Below are 17,310 nucleotides of genomic sequence, written 5' to 3'. Positions count from 1 at the left end.
CTGCCGGCCGACCTGGAGCGGGCGCTCGGCGCGCTGGCCGACGACCTGGCCGAGGAGCCGTTCGCCGCGCCGTCGGCCGGTCGGCTGGCCGAGCTGGGGCTGGACGCGCGGCGCACCGCTGCGGCGGCCAAGGCGGGGCGGCTGCTGCGACTGGGCCCCGCGGTGGTGCTGCTGCCGGACGCCGACGTGGTGGCGACCGAGTGGCTGCGGGAGCTGCCCCAGCCGTTCACGACCAGCGAGGCGCGGCAGCGGCTGGGCACCTCGCGCCGGGTGGTGCTCCCGCTGCTCGAGCACCTCGACCGGACCCGCCGCACCCGGCGGCTGCCCGACGACCGCCGCGAGGTCGTCGCGGACTGACCGGCCGCCGGGATCAGTCGCCCAGCAGGGCGCGGACGTCCTCGGCGGTCACCGCGGTGGCCATCGCCCCGTCGCCGTCGACCACCTGGGCGAAGAGGGCCGCTTTGCGGGCCTTCAGCTCCATCACCTTCTCCTCGATGGTGTCGGCGGCGACGAGGCGGTAGACCATCACCGACTGCTGCTGGCCGATCCGGTGCGCGCGGTCGACGGCCTGCATCTCGGCGGCCGGGTTCCACCACGGGTCGAGGACGAACACGTAGCTGGCCTCGGTGAGCGTGAGCCCGACGCCACCGGCCTTGAGGCTGATGAGGAACGCCGGCGCGTCGCCGTCGCGGAAGCCGTCGATGGCCGCCTGCCGGTCGCGCGTGCGGCCGTCGAGGTAGGAGTAGCCGATCCCCTCCGCCTCCAGCCGGGCGCGCACGCGGGCGAGGAAGCCGGTGAACTGGCTGAACACCAGCGCGCGGTGGCCCTCGCTGGCGAGCTCGCGCAGGTGCTCGACGAGGACGTCGATCTTCGCCGAGCCGAGCGCGTCGTGGGCGGGGTCGACGAGGGCGGCGTCGAGGCTGAGCTGGCGCAGCTTCGTGAGCGAGCGGAAGATCGCGACCCGGTTGGCGTCGAAGTCCCCGATCAGGCCGAGGATCTGCTGCCGCTCCCGCTGCAGGTGGGTGTCGTAGAGATTGCGGTGCTTGGCGCCCAACGTCACGTCGAGCACCTGCTCCTGCTTCGGCGGCAGCTCCGTGGCGACCAGTTCCTTGGTGCGCCGCAGCAGGAACGGCCGGATCCGGGTGCGGAACCGGCGCAGCGCCCCGGCGTCGCCCTGCTTCTCGACCGGCTGGGCCACGACCTCGGTGAACTTCCGCGGTGACGGGTAGAGGCCGGGCGCGACGATCGAGAGGAGCGACCACAGCTCCATGAGCCGGTTCTCGAACGGCGTGCCGGTCAGCGCCAGGCGGAACCGCGCGTCGACGCGGCGCACCGCCTGGTAGGTCTTGCCCTGGTGGTTCTTGACCTGCTGCGCCTCGTCGAGCACCAGGCCGCCCCAGGCGAGGTCGGCGTACTCCTCGATCTCGAGCCGGAGCAGCGTGTACGTCGTGACGACCACGTCCGCTCCGGCCGCCACGTCCGCGACGCTGCGGCCGCGGCGCCGTCGCCCGGCCGTGACGGCGCGGACCTCGAGGTCGGGGGCGTGCAACGCCGCCTCGCGCACCCATCCGGGGACGACGCTGGTCGGGGCGACCACGAGGAACGGACCCGCGCCGGCGCGCCGCGCGTGGCCGACCAGCGCCAGCGCCTGGAGCGTCTTGCCCAGCCCCATGTCGTCGGCGAGGATCCCGCCGAGCCCGGCGTCGTGGAGGAACGCCAGCCACCGGAAGCCGTCGAGCTGGTAGCCGCGCAGGAGGCCGGCCATGCCGGGCGGGTCGACCTGCGGCAGGCCGGTGAACTCGCGCAGCGCCTGCGCCGCCTCCACCCACCGTGACGCCTGCTCGTCGACCACGCCGATCTCCGCGAGCTCGCCCCACACGCCGAGGTCCGTGGTGCCGACGTTGAGCCGGTCATCGTCGTCGTCGCGGTCCCGCAGCTCGCGGGCCGCCCGCACGGCGTCGGCGAGCCGCTGCAGGGCGGGGTGGTCGGTGCGCAGGTAGCGGCCGCTGGGCAGGAAGAGCAGCTCGTGGTCGAGGGTGATCGCCTCGACCACCTGGGCGACCGGGACCTGCTCGCCCTCGACGTCGACGACCACCCGGAGGCTGAGCCAGTCGACCGACCGCGTCCCCTCGCCGCCCTCGCCGGTCGCGGGGTCGTCGAGCTCGAACCGGATCTGCGGCTCCTCGGTGGCCGGCCGGTGGTCGGGCTGGACGCCGAGGTCCTCGACCTCCACGGCCGGCTGCTCACGCAGCGCGGGGAGCACCTGACCGACGAAGTCGAGCAGCCGGCTGCCGCGCAGCTCGTGGTCGCCGACCAGCCGACCGTCGGTGTCGCGCAGCAGGTCGTCACCGACCTCGCCCAGCTCGAGGGCCGCCAGCTGCTCGCGCTCCCGCGCGGGTCGGCGTACGTCGCCGCCCGGAGCGGGCGCGTCGAGCGGGAACCGGTCCAGGTGCTCGCCCAGCTGGTAGCACCACGCCCATGCCAGGTGCGCGACCCCGGGGCCGCGCCACGCCAGGGTCAGCACCAGCCGGGGCGGCGCCTCCTCGGGGATCGGGAGCGAGCCGTCGGACGAGGCCACCGGCAGGTGGCGGCGCAGCCGCGGCAGGTGCCGGCGGGCGAAGAGGTCGGCCTGGGAGGCGGGGATGCGGAGCGGGTCGGGGCTCTCGACCAGGCGCCGGACCGGCTCGGGCACCAGCCGGTCGAGCGGGGCGAGCACCAGCTCCTCGGAGGCCGGGTCGAGCAGGCCGACGCCGTGCCCCCGCCGGCCGACGACGAGCAGGTCCTCCCCGCTCCACCACCGACCGTCGTGCCACACCCCGACGGTCAGCCGGCCGGCCGCCTCCTCGTCCTCTTGCTGGCCGGCCTCCACGAGGTCGCCACCGTCCTCGGCGCGCACCTCCGCGACGAGGGGCAGCGCCCGGCCGAGCAGGGTCACCGAGGAGACTCCGGCGCCGCCGACGAGCCGGACTCCCGCGGCCAGCGCCCGGTCGAGCATCGACCAGACACCCGGGCCGAGGTCGTCGAGCGGGCTGTCGCCCCCGGAGGCGTAGTAGTGCGGCGAGCGCCGCGCCGCCGCGAGCTCGAGCAGGGTCGAGAGCTGCTCGGGGTCGTAGGCGCGGGTGTGGGAGCTGCGGGTCAGGTCGTCCCAGCCCACGCCCCGGCGGACCCACTGCCCCCGCGCGCCGACGGTCAGCGGGCGGATCCGCAACGACGGCCGGCGTGCCTGGACCTGCCAGGACGGCGCGCGACGGTGCTGGCCTCCGGCGGGGCCCACCGGCTCGGGGCGGTCGACGGAGAGCTCGAGGGCCAGCGGCGTGACCGCGAGCTCCGCGGGCGGGTCGAGCTCCGCGAGCACCCGCTCCAGCCGCTCGCTCCACAGCGGCCGGGGAGCCGTGGCTGGAGCGGCCCTTTCCGCCGGCTCGACGCCCCCGTCGCCGGCGGTGGTCGCGGTGGGGGCCCGGACGACCGTGAGCGCCACGGCGGCACCGTGCTTGCAGTCGATGCCCACCGGGCAGGTGCAGTCGCTGTAGAGCTGCCAGCGGCCGTCCTCGCGGACCACCGAGACCTCGACCTCGTACGGCGTCGGCCCGGTGCCCTCGACGCTCGCCGTCAGCAGCACCTCGCCGGCGTCGCTCTCCCGCACGGCGATCTCGCCGATGCGGTCGCTGCCGACGTAGTCGTGCGCCCGGGAGACGGTGCCGCCGTCGAAGGCCCGCCGCACCGTCGCCTCGTCGAGGTCGGCCAGCGGCATCGTGCCCACGAGCCCTCCCCTCGTCGTCAGCGGCGCCCGGTCGTCCGGCGGTCGGGGACGATCATGCCTCGCCGCACCGACACCACCACCTCCCGATCGGCCGCCTGTGGAAATGCCCCGGGATGGAGGACGGGGCCCGGCGCTCGCGCGCCGGGCCCCGTCGTGGTGTGCCTGGTGGAGAGGTCGACCGTGGCTCAGTTGACCCGGACGGTCATGAACCCCTGCCGCTCGTTGCTGTTGACCACCTCGATGGTGGTGCCGGTGCCGCCGACCAGCGTGCTGCCGCCCGGGTTCGCCGGGTCGTAGTAGCGGGTCGGGTCGGTGTCGTCGAAGACCGGCACCGGGGCCGAGGAGGGCACCTCGAGGGTGGTCATGCCGTCCGCGGTCTCCCGGTGCAGGGTGATCGCGTCGGTCCGGTCCAGGCCGAAGGTGGCGTCGAAGGTCTGGATCCGGTTGCGGGCCACCTCACCGTCGGACCAGCGCAGCGCCGTCGGCCGGGCGTCGACCGGCAGGGCCTCACCGCCGCCGGGGTGCTGGCTGGTGTTGTTGTCGCCGTACAAGCCGTTGACGTACCAGATGAGCAGGCCGTTCTGGTACGGGAACCGCTCGACCCGGTCGGGCGCCGAGACGCCCCAGCCGAAGTTGTACGGGCCCTCCCGCAGGGTGGCGTCGTAGCCGCCGTACTGCCGGTTCTCGGCGATGTAGTAGTGGGTGTACTCGGTGGTGTAGGAACCGTCCTCCACCACGAGGAACCCGTCGCGGGTCCAGTCGGCGGCGCCGTCCTCGAACCCGGTCTCCAGCGCCGAGCCGACGCTCACGTCGTCGACGAGGAAGCCGAGCTCGTGGATGGCCGCGTCGTTGACCATCGCGAACCGGAGCTGGACGGTCTGGCCGGCGAACTCGCTCAGGTCGGCGGTCAGGTCGACCCACGCGCCGTCGCTGCTGCCGGTGATGCCATGGCCGGCGTTCTGCTGGTAGGGGTCGGCGTCGGTCGACAGGTTCGTCTCCACCGGCGTGAAGGTCTGGCCCCCGTCGGTCGAGATGTTCGCGTACGCGTAGTCCCAGTCGGCCTCGATCTCGTACTTGACTTGGGCGCTCAGCTGGCCGCCCTCGGGCACCACGAACTCGGGACTGGTGGCGGTCGCGGTGCGGTCGTCGCCGTTGCCGGAGTAGAGGTACGTCGAGCCGGAGGCGGCCGGGCCGACCTCGGTGGCCGCCTTGCCCGGCGGCAGGTTGACGACGACCGCCTGCGCCGCCTTGGTGGCGTGGAACGCCGGCCCGAGCTTGACCTGCTCGCGCTCGCCGGCCTCGACGGTCTCGTAGTCCAGCCAGCCGAGGAAGAGCTTCTCGTGCGGGCCCATCGAGTCCGGCGTGGTGCCGATGGCGCCCGCGTCCGCGCGGCTGAGCCAGGACCCGGAGCTCATCAGGGTCCAGAAACCCGTCCCGTTCTCGCCGCCGTTGGTGTCGTAGTAGTCGGGCAGGCCGAGGTCGTGGGCGAACTCGTGCGCGAAGACGCCGAGGCCGCCGTTCTCGGGCTCGGTGGTGTAGTCGCGGATCCAGAAGCCGGTGTCGCCGATCTCGACGCCGCCCTGCTTGGCGCCCTCGGGGCCGACCGGCTGGTTGTAGTTGACCGCCCAGCGGTGGGACCAGATCGTCCACGGCTCGGCGCCGGCCTCCTCGCCCTCTCCGGCGTGGATGGCCTGGAAGTGGTCGATGTAGCCGTCGGCCTCCTCGTAGTCACCGTCGCCGTCGTGGTCGTAGCGGTCCCAGACGTCGAAGCGCTGCAGGTAGGCCCGGATCTCCTCGGGGCTCTTGCCGGCCGCCTGCTGGGCCTCGACCCAGGCGACACCCGCGTCGGCGATGAAGCGGGTCATGTTCGCGTTGGTCTCGCTGCCGTTGACGTTCTCGCCGTAGCTGGCGGCGGAGCCGGGCACGGTGACCCAGTCGCTGACGTCGCCCTGCAGGTCGAAGCGGCCCGACGACATCTCGTCGTAGGCGTCCGCGAAGGACTCGCCGCCCTGCTCCGGCATGCCGTCGAAGAACATGTCGAGGAAGTGCTCGCGGTCGAAGTCGGACGTCCAGTAGGTGCTGTTGTCCTCGGCGCCGGGCTCCTCGATCTCGTTGTGCTTGAGGTCGTCGAACTCGATGAGGAAGGAGAGCAGCTGCGCGGTCTCCTGGGTGCCGTACTCGACCCACTGGCCGGGGGCGACCTTGACGGCCTCGCCGCCGCCGCGGTTCTGGACCTCGGCCTGGCCGGTCACCACGAGCTCGGCGGCGCGGGCCTTGGCGGCGCGGCGCTTGGTGTGCAGCGGGTCGGGACGGTCGTCGGCCCGGTGCTGGGCCTGCTGGGGTTTGGCGTCGGGGTCGGCCGCCGGCACTGCCGTGGCGGACCCGGGAACGGCCGTGGCCGCGAGCCCGAGGCCCGCGGCCACACCGATGACGCCAGAGATGCGTCGGTTCACGTGTTCCTCCGAGATGTTTCCGAGACGCCCCTGGGGGTGGGGGGCGGGGCGGGCGATGCCCGCCGAAGCACCTGAACAGCCCGAGGTGCCCAGACGGAAGACCTCGGTGCACACCAGCACCGATTTGTTACGCATTCGAGACCAATGACGACGCCGCGTCACAGGTCCTTTACCTCACCGCCCGACCCGGCGCAATCACCCCGCGGGTCGAGCGGCGAGCCCCCTCAGGGAGCCGACGTCAGCGGACGCGGCCGTAGAAGTGGCTGCGCGTCCAGATCGGCGCGCGGGTGACCCGCTTGCCCGAGCCGGGCGCGTGCCAGATCCGGCCGCGACCGGCGTACACGGCGACGTGGTAGACCCGGCCGCCGTTGTGGAAGAAGACCAGGTCGCCGGGGCGGGCGGCGCCGCGGCTGATCCGGCGGGTGCGGCTGACCTGCGCGCGGGAGGAGTGCGGCAGGCGCTCGCCGATGGCGTTGCGGTAGACGAACTGGGTGAGGCCGGAGCAGTCGAAGCGGTGCGGGCCGGAGGCGCCCCAGGCGTAGGGGTCGCCGTTCTGGCGGCGGACGACGCGCATCAGCCGCTCGCTGCGGCTGACGCGGGCGCGCCGGCGCTCGGTGGTCCGGCTCTTCTCGATCTCGCTCAGCTGGCTTCGCTGGGCGAGCTGGGCCCCGGCCGCGCTGGCGGTCGGGGACAGGGGGCTGACCCCGACCGCGAGGCTCAGGGCGAGCGCGGCGGTGAGGGCGCAGAACACGATGCGGGCGCGCAGCAGCGCGCCGTCAAGGGCGTGGCTCAACGGTGGATCCTCGGCGATCGCCTGCGGAAGGTGTCCTGTCGGGTTCGGGCGCCGTGCCCGGCCCAGCGTCACTCGGATCAGCGCTGCTGGGCTCCACCCCGAGCCCTCCGCCGTCTCCGGCGGTGGGCGTCCTGCTCGGGTCTCCCGTGCCCGTCTCTGCTTCCTGTGCTCGGTGTCCACCTGGCGACGTGACGGGCCTCGGCGCGGTCCAGGTCTGTGCATGGCTGCCGACCGGGCTAGACCACCGGCCGACCGCGGAACGATGGCACCTAAGACGGCTCTCGCTCACTCTGCGGCGCGGTGAGGCTGCTCACGCGGCTCAGGCGCGCGAGACCACGGCGGCGATCTGCCGGACCGCCTCGGGGGTGCCCATCCGCGCGCGCTGGCCCGGCTCGGCGACGCAGCGGGCGACGACGGCAGCCACGGCGGCCGGGTCGGCGGCGAGGTAGCGGCTGTCGACGGCGAGCGCACCGGCCGGGGCGGCCGGCTCGCGCTGCCACAGCAGCCGGGTGGTGCGCTGCAACCGCGGCTGCGCCCGCACGAGGACGGCGAGCGGCTCTCCCGGCACCGCGCCGGTCACGTCCTCCCACGGCACCGACCAGCCGACGCCCTCCTTGCGGTGCTCGATCCCCGCAGCGGTGAGCCAGAGCCCGCCGGCGCTCACCTGGCGGCGGGCCACCGCGAGCAACGGGCTGGCCAGGAGCGCGGCGAGGAGGCCGAGGACGACGGCCGCGACGGGCCGCTCCTCCCCCGCGGCCAGGACGCAGCCGAGCAGCGCCCACCCGGCCAGCAGGGCGGGCACCACGGCCGACAGCACCGTCGGCACCGGGGAGCGGGCGACGACGGTCGCCGGCAGCCCCGACGGCGCCGTCCCCACCCGCGGGCCTGGGCGGTGGGTGACGTACCAGCTGTCGAAACAGACGAGCGCCAGCCCGGCGGCCGCGACCAGCAGGAGCAGCAGGCCCGACAGCAGGCCGAGCAGGCGGTCGCCGGCCTCCACGACGAGCAGCGCGCCGAGCGCGGCCAGGGCGACGTAGCAGCCGCCGAGGACGAGGTTGCGGACGGTTCGCGGCACAGGCGTCCCTTCCCCGCTGACGGCTGCTCGAACCTCGCCGTCTGGACCGGTGCGCGCCTCAGCCGCGGGCGGCTCCCATGCCCAGCAGCGCCGCGAGCCCGAGGGCGCTGCGCGGGGCGTACGCCGCACGCCACAGGCCGCCGTGCGCCGCGGCGTACGCCTCGTCCTGCCAGGGGTGCTCGTGCCGCGGCCCGCCGCCGGTGTGCAGGTCGTGGACGAGGAGCGCCGCCATCAGCACGTTCGACGTCGAGGGGTCGAAGACCTCGACGCCGAACCGGTGCGCGCCCGCGTACGCCGCGGCGAGGGCGCGGTTCTTCACCACCGACCGGGTGCGGGTGGGCGGGGCGACGTTCATGGAGACGGTGGTGCCCTCGTGCCGGGCCACGGTCGCGCGCCAGCGCTGCAGCCGCTTGGCGAGCGCGTAGTTGGGGCCCTGCTGCGGGACGAGCGAGTCGTTGAGCCCCGGGTCGGAGCCGGGGGCGTAGGGCCGGCGCAGCAGCCGGCCACCGGAGGCAGCGCGGAGCGGGCGGCCGACGGTCCTCGAGGCCCGGGAGCGGGTCTCGTAGCGCTCGGTAGCCTGATCGACGGCCTCGCGCGGCACGGCGAAGACGTCGGTGGGGGTGGCGAGGAAGCCCAGGGCGACGTCGTCGCGGGCCTCGAGCAGGCGGCGGCTCAGCTCGTCGACGGCGGTGCTCACGCGGACGTTGGTGGCGCCGTCGGCGTAGACGTAGTTGCCGACCACCAGCGTGCCCGGCTGGGCCGCGAGCCACTCGGCCAGCGCCGGCACGTCGGCGAGCAGGTCGGCGCCGGCCGTGCCGTCCTCGCCGGCGGCCGTCGGGCCGGTGACGGGCGCGACCACGGTTCCGGCCCCGGCGCGCGCGGCGCCGGCGACGCGGTCCCACAGGTTGGCTCGGGGCAGGTCGACGGCCGCGACCCGGGCGCCCCAGCGGGTCAGCGCCTGCAACGGCCCCATCTCGGACGCGGCCCCGACCACCGCGACGGTGTGGCCCTCGAGCCGCAGCCACTCGGGGTGGGTGAGCACGGCGTCGACCGCCTCGGCGACGGTCGGCTCGACGACGCCCGCCTCGACCCAGCGGTCGACCTGGCGGCGGATCTCGTCGCCCCGCAGCCGCTCGCCCCGGTACGGCAGCACCAGCTCCTCGACCGGCTCCGCCGTACCGGCCACCTCGACCTGGTCGAAGCCGCCGGCCCCGCCCGGCCACTCGGCCAGCGTCCCCTCGGTCTCGTCGCCGCGCACCCGCATCCGCTCGTGCAGCGACGCCAGCCCCGCCCGGGCGATGCCCACCGCGTCGTCGGGCGAGCCGAGCCCGGCCTCGACGAGGCGGCGGAAGTAGAGCAGGTACTCCGAGCGCCACGCCGTCTCGCGCTCCGCCGCCCGCGCACCCACCGGGTCGGCGGCACGCAGCGCGTCGGCCACGACCGCCCGCCCCGTCGCGGTGGTGCTGCGGCGTCCGCCCGCGTCGTCGGGGTCGCGGGGGAAGACGAGTCCGTGCTGTTCGTCGGCCATGCCGAACATCGTCGCCGACCGGCCAAAGCGGCGCCGGACTCGGCCATGCGCCGCGCGATGGCCGCTCCGATGGGGAACCCAGGCGTCGACGAACGTACACAACGGTCCGCCCGGCGTCCGGGCCGAGCGTGAGACGGCCGAGCGACCGGTCGTTGTGCACGTCCGACGACACCGAACCGCCGCCCGTGCCCGTTGAACACGGGCACGGGCGGCGGCGGCGGTCAGCGCTCGGGCTCCAGCTCCTTGCTCCACAGCACCGCGCCGGTGAGGTCGCGGAGGCTGACGGTGAAGCGGCCGTCGGCGTCCACCGCGACGTGGCCGAAGAACTGGTTGCCGACGCGCGGCGACTCGTTCGGGCGGGCCGCGTGCTTCTGGAAGACGACCTCCGGGCCGAAGGTGCCGTCGAGGTCGTTGGGGCCGAAGGTGCCCGCCGCGATCGGGCCGGCGACGAACTCCCAGAACGGGTCGAAGTCGGTGAAGCCGGCCCGCTCCGGGGAGTAGTGGTGGGCCGCGCAGTAGTGCACGTCGGCGGTGATCCACACGGTGTTGCGGACGCCGTGCCGCTTGAACGCCGAGAGCACGGCCGCGATCTCCTGCTCCTTGCCCAGCGGCTGGCCGGGGTCGCGGTTGGCGAGGCTCTCCTGGTTGACCGGCCCGTCGGGGACGACCAGGCCGAGCGGCATGTCGGCGGAGATGACCTTCCAGGTGGCCTTCGACCGCCGTACCTCGCGGATGAGCCAGTCGACCTGCTCGGCGCCCAGGATGCTGGTGCGCTCGCGCTCGAGCCCGGGGGTGTTGGGGTCCTTGAAGGTGCGCATGTCGAGGCAGAAGACGTCGAGGTGCGCGCCGCGCTCGATCTTGCGGTAGATCCGGGCGGGGGCGAAGCCGCTGTCGCGGCGGCCGGCGCGCGGGTCCGCGATCGGCATGTACTCCTGCCAGGCCCGGCGGCCGCGCGCGGCGAGCACGTCGACGCGGCGCTCCTGGGTGTAGCGCGGGTCGTCGAGCACCTCGCCGGGCCACCAGTTGTTGGTGGTCTCGTGGTCGTCCCACTGGGCGACGACCGGCACCTCGGCGTACATGGCGCGGACGTTGTCGTCGAGCAGGGTGTAGCGGTGGCGGCCGCGGAACTCCGCGAGCGTCTCGGCCACCTTGGTGACCTCGGGGATGACGAGGTTGCGCCAGACCTGGCCGTCGGGCTCGGTGACGGTCTCCTGGATCGGGCCGTCGGCGTAGATGGTGTCGCCGGCGTGGACGAAGAAGTCGGGGCGGGTGGCGTGCATCGCGCGGTAGGCGACAAGCCCGCCGAGGTCGGGGTTGATGCCCCAGCCCTGGCCGCAGGTGTCGCCGGTCCAGACGAAGCTGGTGGCCGCCTCGTGCAGGCTGGCGGTGCGGAAGGTGGCGAGGCGGGAGCCGCCGGGACGGCCGTCCTCGTCCTCGAACGACAGGCGCACGTCGTGCTCGCGGCCGGGGCCGAGCCCGCGGAGCTCGACCTTGGCGGTGAGGTCGCTGTCGGGGGTGGCCCAGGGGCCGCGGACGCGGCGGGTGCGGCGGCCGCTGGTCACCTCGGCGACGAGGCGGCCGGGGCGCTCGGCGCGCGCCCAGAGCACGGCGGAGCGGGAGGTGACGTCGCCGGTGGCGACGGCCATGGGGGTGCGTACGCCGTTGCGCACCAGCGACGGCGCGGTCCGGGACGAGCCGAGCTCGAAGCCGGCGAGGCCCGCCAGCGCGGTGGCGCCGACGGCACCGGAGTGGAGGATCGTGCGACGCGGGAGCGCGCGCCCGAGGGGAGGGTGTCCGAGAGGGTTCATGGCCCTCACGCTGGCGGGGTCCGGTGAGCCGGCGGTGTGGGCCAGGTGACGGCTCGGCGACGGGCTGCTGACCGCCCGGCGGGCTCGGCGACGAGGGCCGCCGACGTTTCGCGTCGGTGCAGGAACGGGGACAGGGTCCCGGGTGCCACGTGCCCTGCCCCCGGGACCCTGCCGCGCCGTTGCCGACCGGAGCGGTGGGTCAGCGGGAGGGGTAGCGCACCTCCACGGTGTGCGCGCCGCCTTCGACGCCGTCGATCCGCAGCCGCTCCTCGACCCGGCTGATCGCCGACCGGCCGGCGCGGGGGCCGACCGCCTTGCCGTTGTTCCACACGAGCCGGCCGTCGAGCCAGACCTGCGCCTTCTCGGCCTCGAGGGGCAGGCCGAGCGACCCGGTGGTGCCGGCGGGCGTCGTCAGCTCGACCCGCAGACCGTCCGCCCCGTCGACCCAGCTGGCCTCGATCGGCCCGGCGGCCGTGACCAGCCGGCCCTCCGCGCTAGCGAGGTCGGCGGTGTGCGGGTCGATCTCCCAGACCTCGCCTCCGTCGGCCTGCTGGATGCCGAGAACCTGCTCGGTGAGCGCCCGCGTCGGCCCGGTCGACCAGCCGTGGGCGTAGGACTGGTAGGAGCTGACGACCTCACCGGACTCGCGCAGCGACTCCCAGAAGGTGCTCTGCGGCCCCTGCGGGCTCTCGAGCATCCAGCCCCACTGACGGCGCATCAGGTCGACCGCCGCAGCTTGCGCCTCGGGGTCGCCGGCGGCGAGTTGCGCCTGGAGCTCGAAGGAGCCGAAGAGCAGCTGGAGGTCGTCGTCGCGCTCGGGCGTACGCGCGCCGCGCTCGACCCAGTTGCGCTCGCGGAGCGCGGCCATGGCCCGGTCGGCGCGGTCCCCCTCGAGGAGCCCCCACCAGACCGCCAGTGAGTTCGCGCTCTGCGGGTAGATGACGGTGTCGTCGGGGTACCACCGCAGGGCACCGACCTCGTCGTCCCAGAGGAGGGCGTCGATCGCGGCGGCGACCTCGGCGGCCTCGGCACGCATCTCCTCGGCCATGGCCGTGTCGCCGAGCTCGGTCGCGAGGTCAGCGCCGGTGAGCATCAGCCGCCAGTACATGACGTTGGCCATCGACTCCTCCCCGTCGGGGATCCGCGACTCGTGGGTGGTGTCGTTGGTCTGGTCGATGAAGAGCAGGCCGCGGTCGCCCATCTTGGCGCGGATGAACTCCACTCCCTTGACGTAGCTGGGCCAGACGTCGCGGAGCCACGCCTCGTCGGCGGTGTTCTCGAAGTTCTCGGCCGTCGCCAGGAGAGTCCACATGTGGTACGTGTCGGAGCGGTAGAACGAGAGCTCCGGCGCCGCGTACGGCAGCTCGCCGGTCGCGCGCTGGTGCTTGTACGCGGTCATGATCGAGTTGCGAACCGACACGGTGTCACCGGTCGAGACGAACGCGGTGCCCTGTGAGACACCCAGGTCGCCGGGCCAGACGGTGCGGTCCCGCTTCGCGCCGTCGACGAGGATCGAGTCCCCCACGCCGCTGGTCGCAGAGTTGTCCCACAGCGCGTCGGGCGCCGGCCAGCTGCGGCCGGTCGTCGGCTCGATGGTGGTCAGCTGGGTGGTGTAGGCGCCGGCGTACCAGAGGCGGTTGAGCAGGTCGGAGGAGGAGTAGAAGTAGTTGGGGTAGTCGCTGGGGTCCTCCATGAGCGGGGCTGCGGTGAAGTCGAGCACCACGTCGTCGACCTCGACCGAGGCCGCGTCGTCGACGAGCAGGGTGACGTAGCGGAAGGCCCCGCGGAGGAGCTGCGGCGGCGCGGTCCAGGTCGAGCCGGGCACCGCGTCGACCCAGAGGGTGCCGTCGCGGCCGCGGGGTCCGCCGGTCGAGGCCTCGGACTGGCGACCGACGTACTTCGAGGTCTCCGAGAAGGCGATGCCGACCTGCGGCACCTCACCGTCGGCGCCGGCCACCTCGCCGAAGGTGAGGCTGAGCGTGCCGCCGACGTTGAGGCCGTAGTCGTAGGTGACCTGGCCACCCTGCCCGATCACCGCGGCGCCGTCGCCGTAGGCCGCCTCGGGGGTGGTCACCGCACCCGAGGCGGCGTGGACGTCCGTGGGACGCAGCCTGCGGGTGGAGGGCGCGAGGACGTAGGCGTCCCACGGCTCGGCGGCGCTGGCGACCGGCGCAGCCGCGTCGTCGAGCGTGGGCGCTCCGGCGGCCGACGGCATGAGCGAGTGGCTGGCGAGGGTGGGGACGGCGAGGGCGACCAGGGTGCCAAGGGCAGCAGCACGCCGGCGGGGGGAGGGGGAGGGCATGAGGAACCTTTCCGAGAGTTGAAGCGTTTCACTAGCACGGCGAACTTGAGGGTGATCCACGTCACATGGCAAGGCTCGTCCTGCCGCGCCCTCCCGGCGCGTCGGTGTGCGCGCGTCGTTCGCCGGCAGCTGAGTGAATCGATTCGGTGCGGAGCGGCGCGTCGAACCTTCACCCAGGAGGTCTCACCTCCTGCCACGGACCGCCGACGTGATAGTCGACGGCTGCCCGGGGCCGTCGACTGTGCAGGCCACGGCGCTCGCGCGAGCGCCGATCGATTCCCAGGAGACCCCATGTCCGAACGACCGCGCACGACGCCCCTCGCGAAGCTCGGCGTCCGCAGCAAGATCCTGGCGGTTGGCGTCGCCGGCGTGCTCTCCTCGGTGGTGGTGGGCGCGATCGCGATTACCAACCTGTCCACCCTGGACCACATCACCCACGAGATGAAGGACCTGCAGGAGCTCTCGACCTCGGTGGAGGAGCTGCGGTTCTTCAACGCCTCCATCACCGGCTGGCAGGTCGCCTACGCGTGGGACACCCGACGGATGTCGCCCGCCGAGGCGGTCGACCCCGAGAGCGCCAACCGCGCGGGCATGCTCGCCGACGCCGAGCTGCTCCGCGAGCTGATGGCCGAGATGCCGGTGGAGACGATGACCGACGCCGAGCGGGCGGAGTACGCGAAGCTCGAGGGCCTCTGGGACGACTTCTTCGTCGCCGACGACAAGGCCGTCGCGGCCTACGCCCTCGGCACGCCCGCCGCGGTCGAGCGGGCCGACCAGCTGATCCTCGGCGAGGTCTACGACATCTACTACGAGATCATCGAGATCAGCGACGCCCTTGTAGGCAGCATCTCCGACCGGGTCGACGCCGACGCGGCCGAGGCTGCGGCCGCCGCCAGCTCGGCCCGCACCGCGGTGCTGGTCTGCCTGCTCCTCGGCGCGCTGGCCGTGGCCGGCGCCGCGATGCTCATCGCCCGCCGGATCGTGGCCGGGGTCGACGCCGTACGCCGCTCGCTCGAGGCCCTCGCGGCCGGCGACCTCACCCAATCCGCCGAGGTGCGCTCGACCGACGAGATCGGTCGGATGGCAGCGGCGTACGAGGTGGCGCGCCAGTCGGTCAACGACATCGTCTCGACGGTGGCGGGCTCCGCGGACGCAGTCGCCGCCTCGGCGGAGGAGCTGTCGGCCTCGAGCCAGCAGATCGCCGCAGGCGCCGAAGAGACGAGCGTGCAGGCCGGCGTCGTCTCCGGCGCGGCGGAGGAGGTCTCGCGCAACGTGCAGACCGTCGCCGCGGGCGCGGAGGAGATGGGCGCCTCCATCCGGGAGATCGCCCACTCCGCCAACGAGGCCGCCAAGGTCGCCTCACAGGCCGTCGCCACCGTGGAGTCCACCAACGAGACCGTCGCCAAGCTCGGCACCTCGAGCCAGGAGATCGGGAACGTCGTCAAGGTGATCACCTCGATCGCCGAGCAGACCAACCTGCTGGCGCTCAACGCGACCATCGAGGCGGCGCGCGCCGGCGAGGCCGGCAAGGGCTTCGCAGTCGTCGCCAACGAGGTCAAGGAGCTCGCGCAGGAGACCGCCCGCGCCACCGAGGACATCGCGCGGCGGGTCCAGTCGATCCAGGACGACACCGGAGGCGCGGTCTCCGCGATCGGTGACATCGCCACGGTCATCGCCAGCATTAACGACTACCAGCTCACGATCGCCTCGGCCGTGGAGGAGCAGACCGCCACCACGAACGAGATGAGCCGCAACGTCACCGAGGCCTCCACCGGCTCCGGTGAGATCGCCACGAACATCTCCGGTGTGGCGTCCGCCGCCGACGCGACGACCTCGGCGGTCAACCAGACGCTCACCGCCTCGCACGAGTTGGCCGCGATGGCTGCCTCGCTGCGGCAGGAGGTCAGCCGGTTCACCACCGCCTGAGCCGGACGTAGGCCGCAGGAGCCCTCAGCGCTGGACCGGCGCTGGGGGCTCCTTCTGGTTCGTTGGTCTCGCCGGCGCCCGATGAGCGGTTACCTCCCGCTGTCGCCCTTAGTAGCCTGCTCGGCATGTCCATGGGGAACATGGAGGTCGAACCGGACGACGTGGCGCCCGCCGTCCTGGAGGTCTCGCCGGACGCCGGCGTCTCCACTCACGAGTGACGCGACGATGAGCGCAGCGAACGTGACGATGCTCGTCGTCGGCGTCCTCCTGGCGGCCTGGACCACGCGTCAGCACCTCGGACGCAGCCGACGCGCCCGCGCGTGGGGCAGGGCCGGCGCCCGGAGCGTGGCCGAGCGGACGAACCTGGTCGTCCACCCGCTCCTGGCCGCACTCCTCATCCTCGCCGGCCTCGGGAACGACCAGGTCGAACCGGCCGGCGCCGGCGCGATCTTCTGGGCCGGCGTCGCCCTGTGCCTGCTGCTCCTCGGCGCCTACATCATCCTCCCGCTGCCCATCCCGGACGCCGTGAAGCCCCGCTGGTACCGCGACATGACCTGACGCCAACCCGGCCGTGCCTGACCCGGCTGGCGGCCTGCCACTCGCCTTCCCGCCGGGTCCAGGCCGCGCTCGCCGGACTCGACACCGGCGCGCCGACGTGCACGGAGTCCGAGCGCGGCTGACCGCGGGACCCAGCGGGCCCCGCGGTCAGTCTCGAACCCTCAGGCGGCAGCAGCGAGCCTGCGCCGCTCGTCGAGCACGTCCTCGAGCACGTCGGGGTAGTTGGTGATCACACCGTCGACCCCGCGGTCGAGGACCTCGTGCATGGCCGACGGCGCGTTCACGGTGTAGGTGTGCACCTCCATGCCGAGCGCCTGGACGCGGTCGACGTACGCCGCATCGAAGGTGCGGAAGCTCGGGTTGATCTGGTCCGCCCAGGTCGAGAGCTCCGGCAGGCGCGACTCGTCGGGCCGACCGAGCAGGCCGACCGGCACCGAGGGCTGGGCCTCGTGGTAGCGCGCCATCGACTGCCAGTCGAAGCTCTGCACGACGAGGCGCTTCGCACGGACCGCCGACTCGACGTAGCCCGGGAAGGAGGCGAACTCGTCAGCCACCTGCTGCTCGATGCCGGGGTAGGACGCCGGCGACTTGAGCTCCATCAGGATGCCCGCGCGGCTGGGCCGGACGAGCTGCACCATCTCCGCCAGCGTGGGCACCGGCTCGCCGGCAAACTCCTCTGAGAACCAGGAGCCTGCGTCCAGCTGACGGATCTCGGCGTACGTGAAGTCCTTGACCCGCCAAGGCGCCCGGTCGGGGAAAACCTCCTCCACGTCCGTGGTGCGCCGCAGCGTCGTGTCGTGAACGAGCACGAGGACGCCGTCCTGGGTCCGCTGCACGTCGGCTTCGATGAGGTCGGATCCCTGCTCGATCCCGAGCCGGAAGGCGGCCAGGGTGTTCTCCGGGGCGTACCCCATGGCGCCACGGTGGGCGGTGTTGACCACCGCGACATGCTCGGGCTGACCGGCGGCCGGGGCGGCCGCCTGGGAAGGTGCAGGGACGAGGGTGGCTGCCGCGGCGCCGACGACGGCGCTCGTGAGCAGGGCGGACAGGTGGGCAGTGAGGCGCATGCGGTCTCCCGAGGTCAGGATGTGCCGAACAGGTCGTCCC

General features: G+C 73.8%; 11 protein-coding genes. 3 read left to right on the top strand and 8 right to left on the bottom strand.

All coding sequences use genetic code 11. The features are described from left to right. A partial coding sequence (locus tag ACSMHG_RS10530; RefSeq protein WP_435744564.1) for a SelB domain-containing protein occupies positions 1 to 357 on the top strand: 357 nt, incomplete at its 5' end. A 13-nt stretch (positions 358 to 370) separates the two neighbouring features. Here ACSMHG_RS10530 and ACSMHG_RS10525 read toward each other — a convergent pair. The 7 genes from ACSMHG_RS10525 to ACSMHG_RS10495 all read right to left on the bottom strand — a co-directional run bounded on the left by ACSMHG_RS10525 (position 371) and on the right by ACSMHG_RS10495 (position 13,719). Beyond that, positions 371 to 3,751 carry a DEAD/DEAH box helicase gene (locus tag ACSMHG_RS10525; protein WP_435744568.1) on the bottom strand — a complete coding sequence of 1,127 codons (3,381 nt, stop codon included), beginning with the start codon at positions 3,749 to 3,751 and terminating at the stop codon, positions 371 to 373. Positions 3,752 to 3,945: 194 nt separating this feature from the next. Next, complete coding sequence (locus ACSMHG_RS10520; RefSeq protein ID WP_435744561.1) at positions 3,946 to 6,213, bottom strand: immune inhibitor A domain-containing protein; 2,268 nt, start codon at positions 6,211 to 6,213, stop codon at positions 3,946 to 3,948. A gap of 238 nt (positions 6,214 to 6,451) precedes the next feature. After that, positions 6,452 to 7,006 (bottom strand): C40 family peptidase, encoded by a 555-nt coding sequence (locus ACSMHG_RS10515; RefSeq protein WP_435744558.1) that lies wholly within the window; start codon positions 7,004 to 7,006, stop codon positions 6,452 to 6,454. Positions 7,007 to 7,325: 319 nt separating this feature from the next. Further along, positions 7,326 to 8,081: a hypothetical protein gene (locus ACSMHG_RS10510; protein WP_435744555.1), complete on the bottom strand. Its 756-nt coding sequence runs from the start codon at positions 8,079 to 8,081 to the stop codon at positions 7,326 to 7,328. A gap of 58 nt (positions 8,082 to 8,139) precedes the next feature. Beyond that, positions 8,140 to 9,609 carry a hypothetical protein gene (locus tag ACSMHG_RS10505; protein WP_435744553.1) on the bottom strand — a complete coding sequence of 490 codons (1,470 nt, stop codon included), beginning with the start codon at positions 9,607 to 9,609 and terminating at the stop codon, positions 8,140 to 8,142. 221 nt (positions 9,610 to 9,830) lie between these two features. Next, positions 9,831 to 11,417 (bottom strand): alkaline phosphatase D family protein, encoded by a 1,587-nt coding sequence (locus ACSMHG_RS10500; RefSeq protein WP_435744550.1) that lies wholly within the window; start codon positions 11,415 to 11,417, stop codon positions 9,831 to 9,833. Positions 11,418 to 11,616: 199 nt separating this feature from the next. Then, positions 11,617 to 13,719: an alpha-L-rhamnosidase-related protein gene (locus ACSMHG_RS10495; RefSeq protein ID WP_435744548.1), complete on the bottom strand. Its 2,103-nt coding sequence runs from the start codon at positions 13,717 to 13,719 to the stop codon at positions 11,617 to 11,619. Positions 13,720 to 14,010: 291 nt separating this feature from the next. On the opposite strand from ACSMHG_RS10495, the gene ACSMHG_RS10490 reads away from it, so the two are divergent. Both ACSMHG_RS10490 and ACSMHG_RS10485 read left to right on the top strand, forming a co-directional pair. Further along, a complete protein-coding gene (locus ACSMHG_RS10490) occupies positions 14,011 to 15,645 on the top strand; it encodes a methyl-accepting chemotaxis protein (RefSeq protein ID WP_435744547.1) in 1,635 nt (544 codons plus the stop codon). Positions 15,646 to 15,870: 225 nt separating this feature from the next. Continuing rightward, positions 15,871 to 16,203, top strand: coding sequence for a hypothetical protein (locus ACSMHG_RS10485; RefSeq protein ID WP_435744545.1), 333 nt, complete (start codon positions 15,871 to 15,873; stop codon positions 16,201 to 16,203). Positions 16,204 to 16,364: 161 nt separating this feature from the next. Here ACSMHG_RS10485 and ACSMHG_RS10480 read toward each other — a convergent pair whose 3' ends face one another. After that, the gene (locus ACSMHG_RS10480; protein ID WP_435744542.1) at positions 16,365 to 17,270 is read right to left on the bottom strand and encodes a glycerophosphodiester phosphodiesterase; all 906 of its coding nucleotides are present in this window, start codon (positions 17,268 to 17,270) and stop codon (positions 16,365 to 16,367) included. Positions 17,271 to 17,310 lie beyond the last annotated feature (40 nt).

Source organism: Nocardioides ureilyticus (assembly GCF_051280745.1).
In the GTDB taxonomy this organism is placed as follows: domain Bacteria; phylum Actinomycetota; class Actinomycetes; order Propionibacteriales; family Nocardioidaceae; genus Nocardioides.
This window is presented reverse-complemented; position numbering and strand designations above follow the sequence as displayed.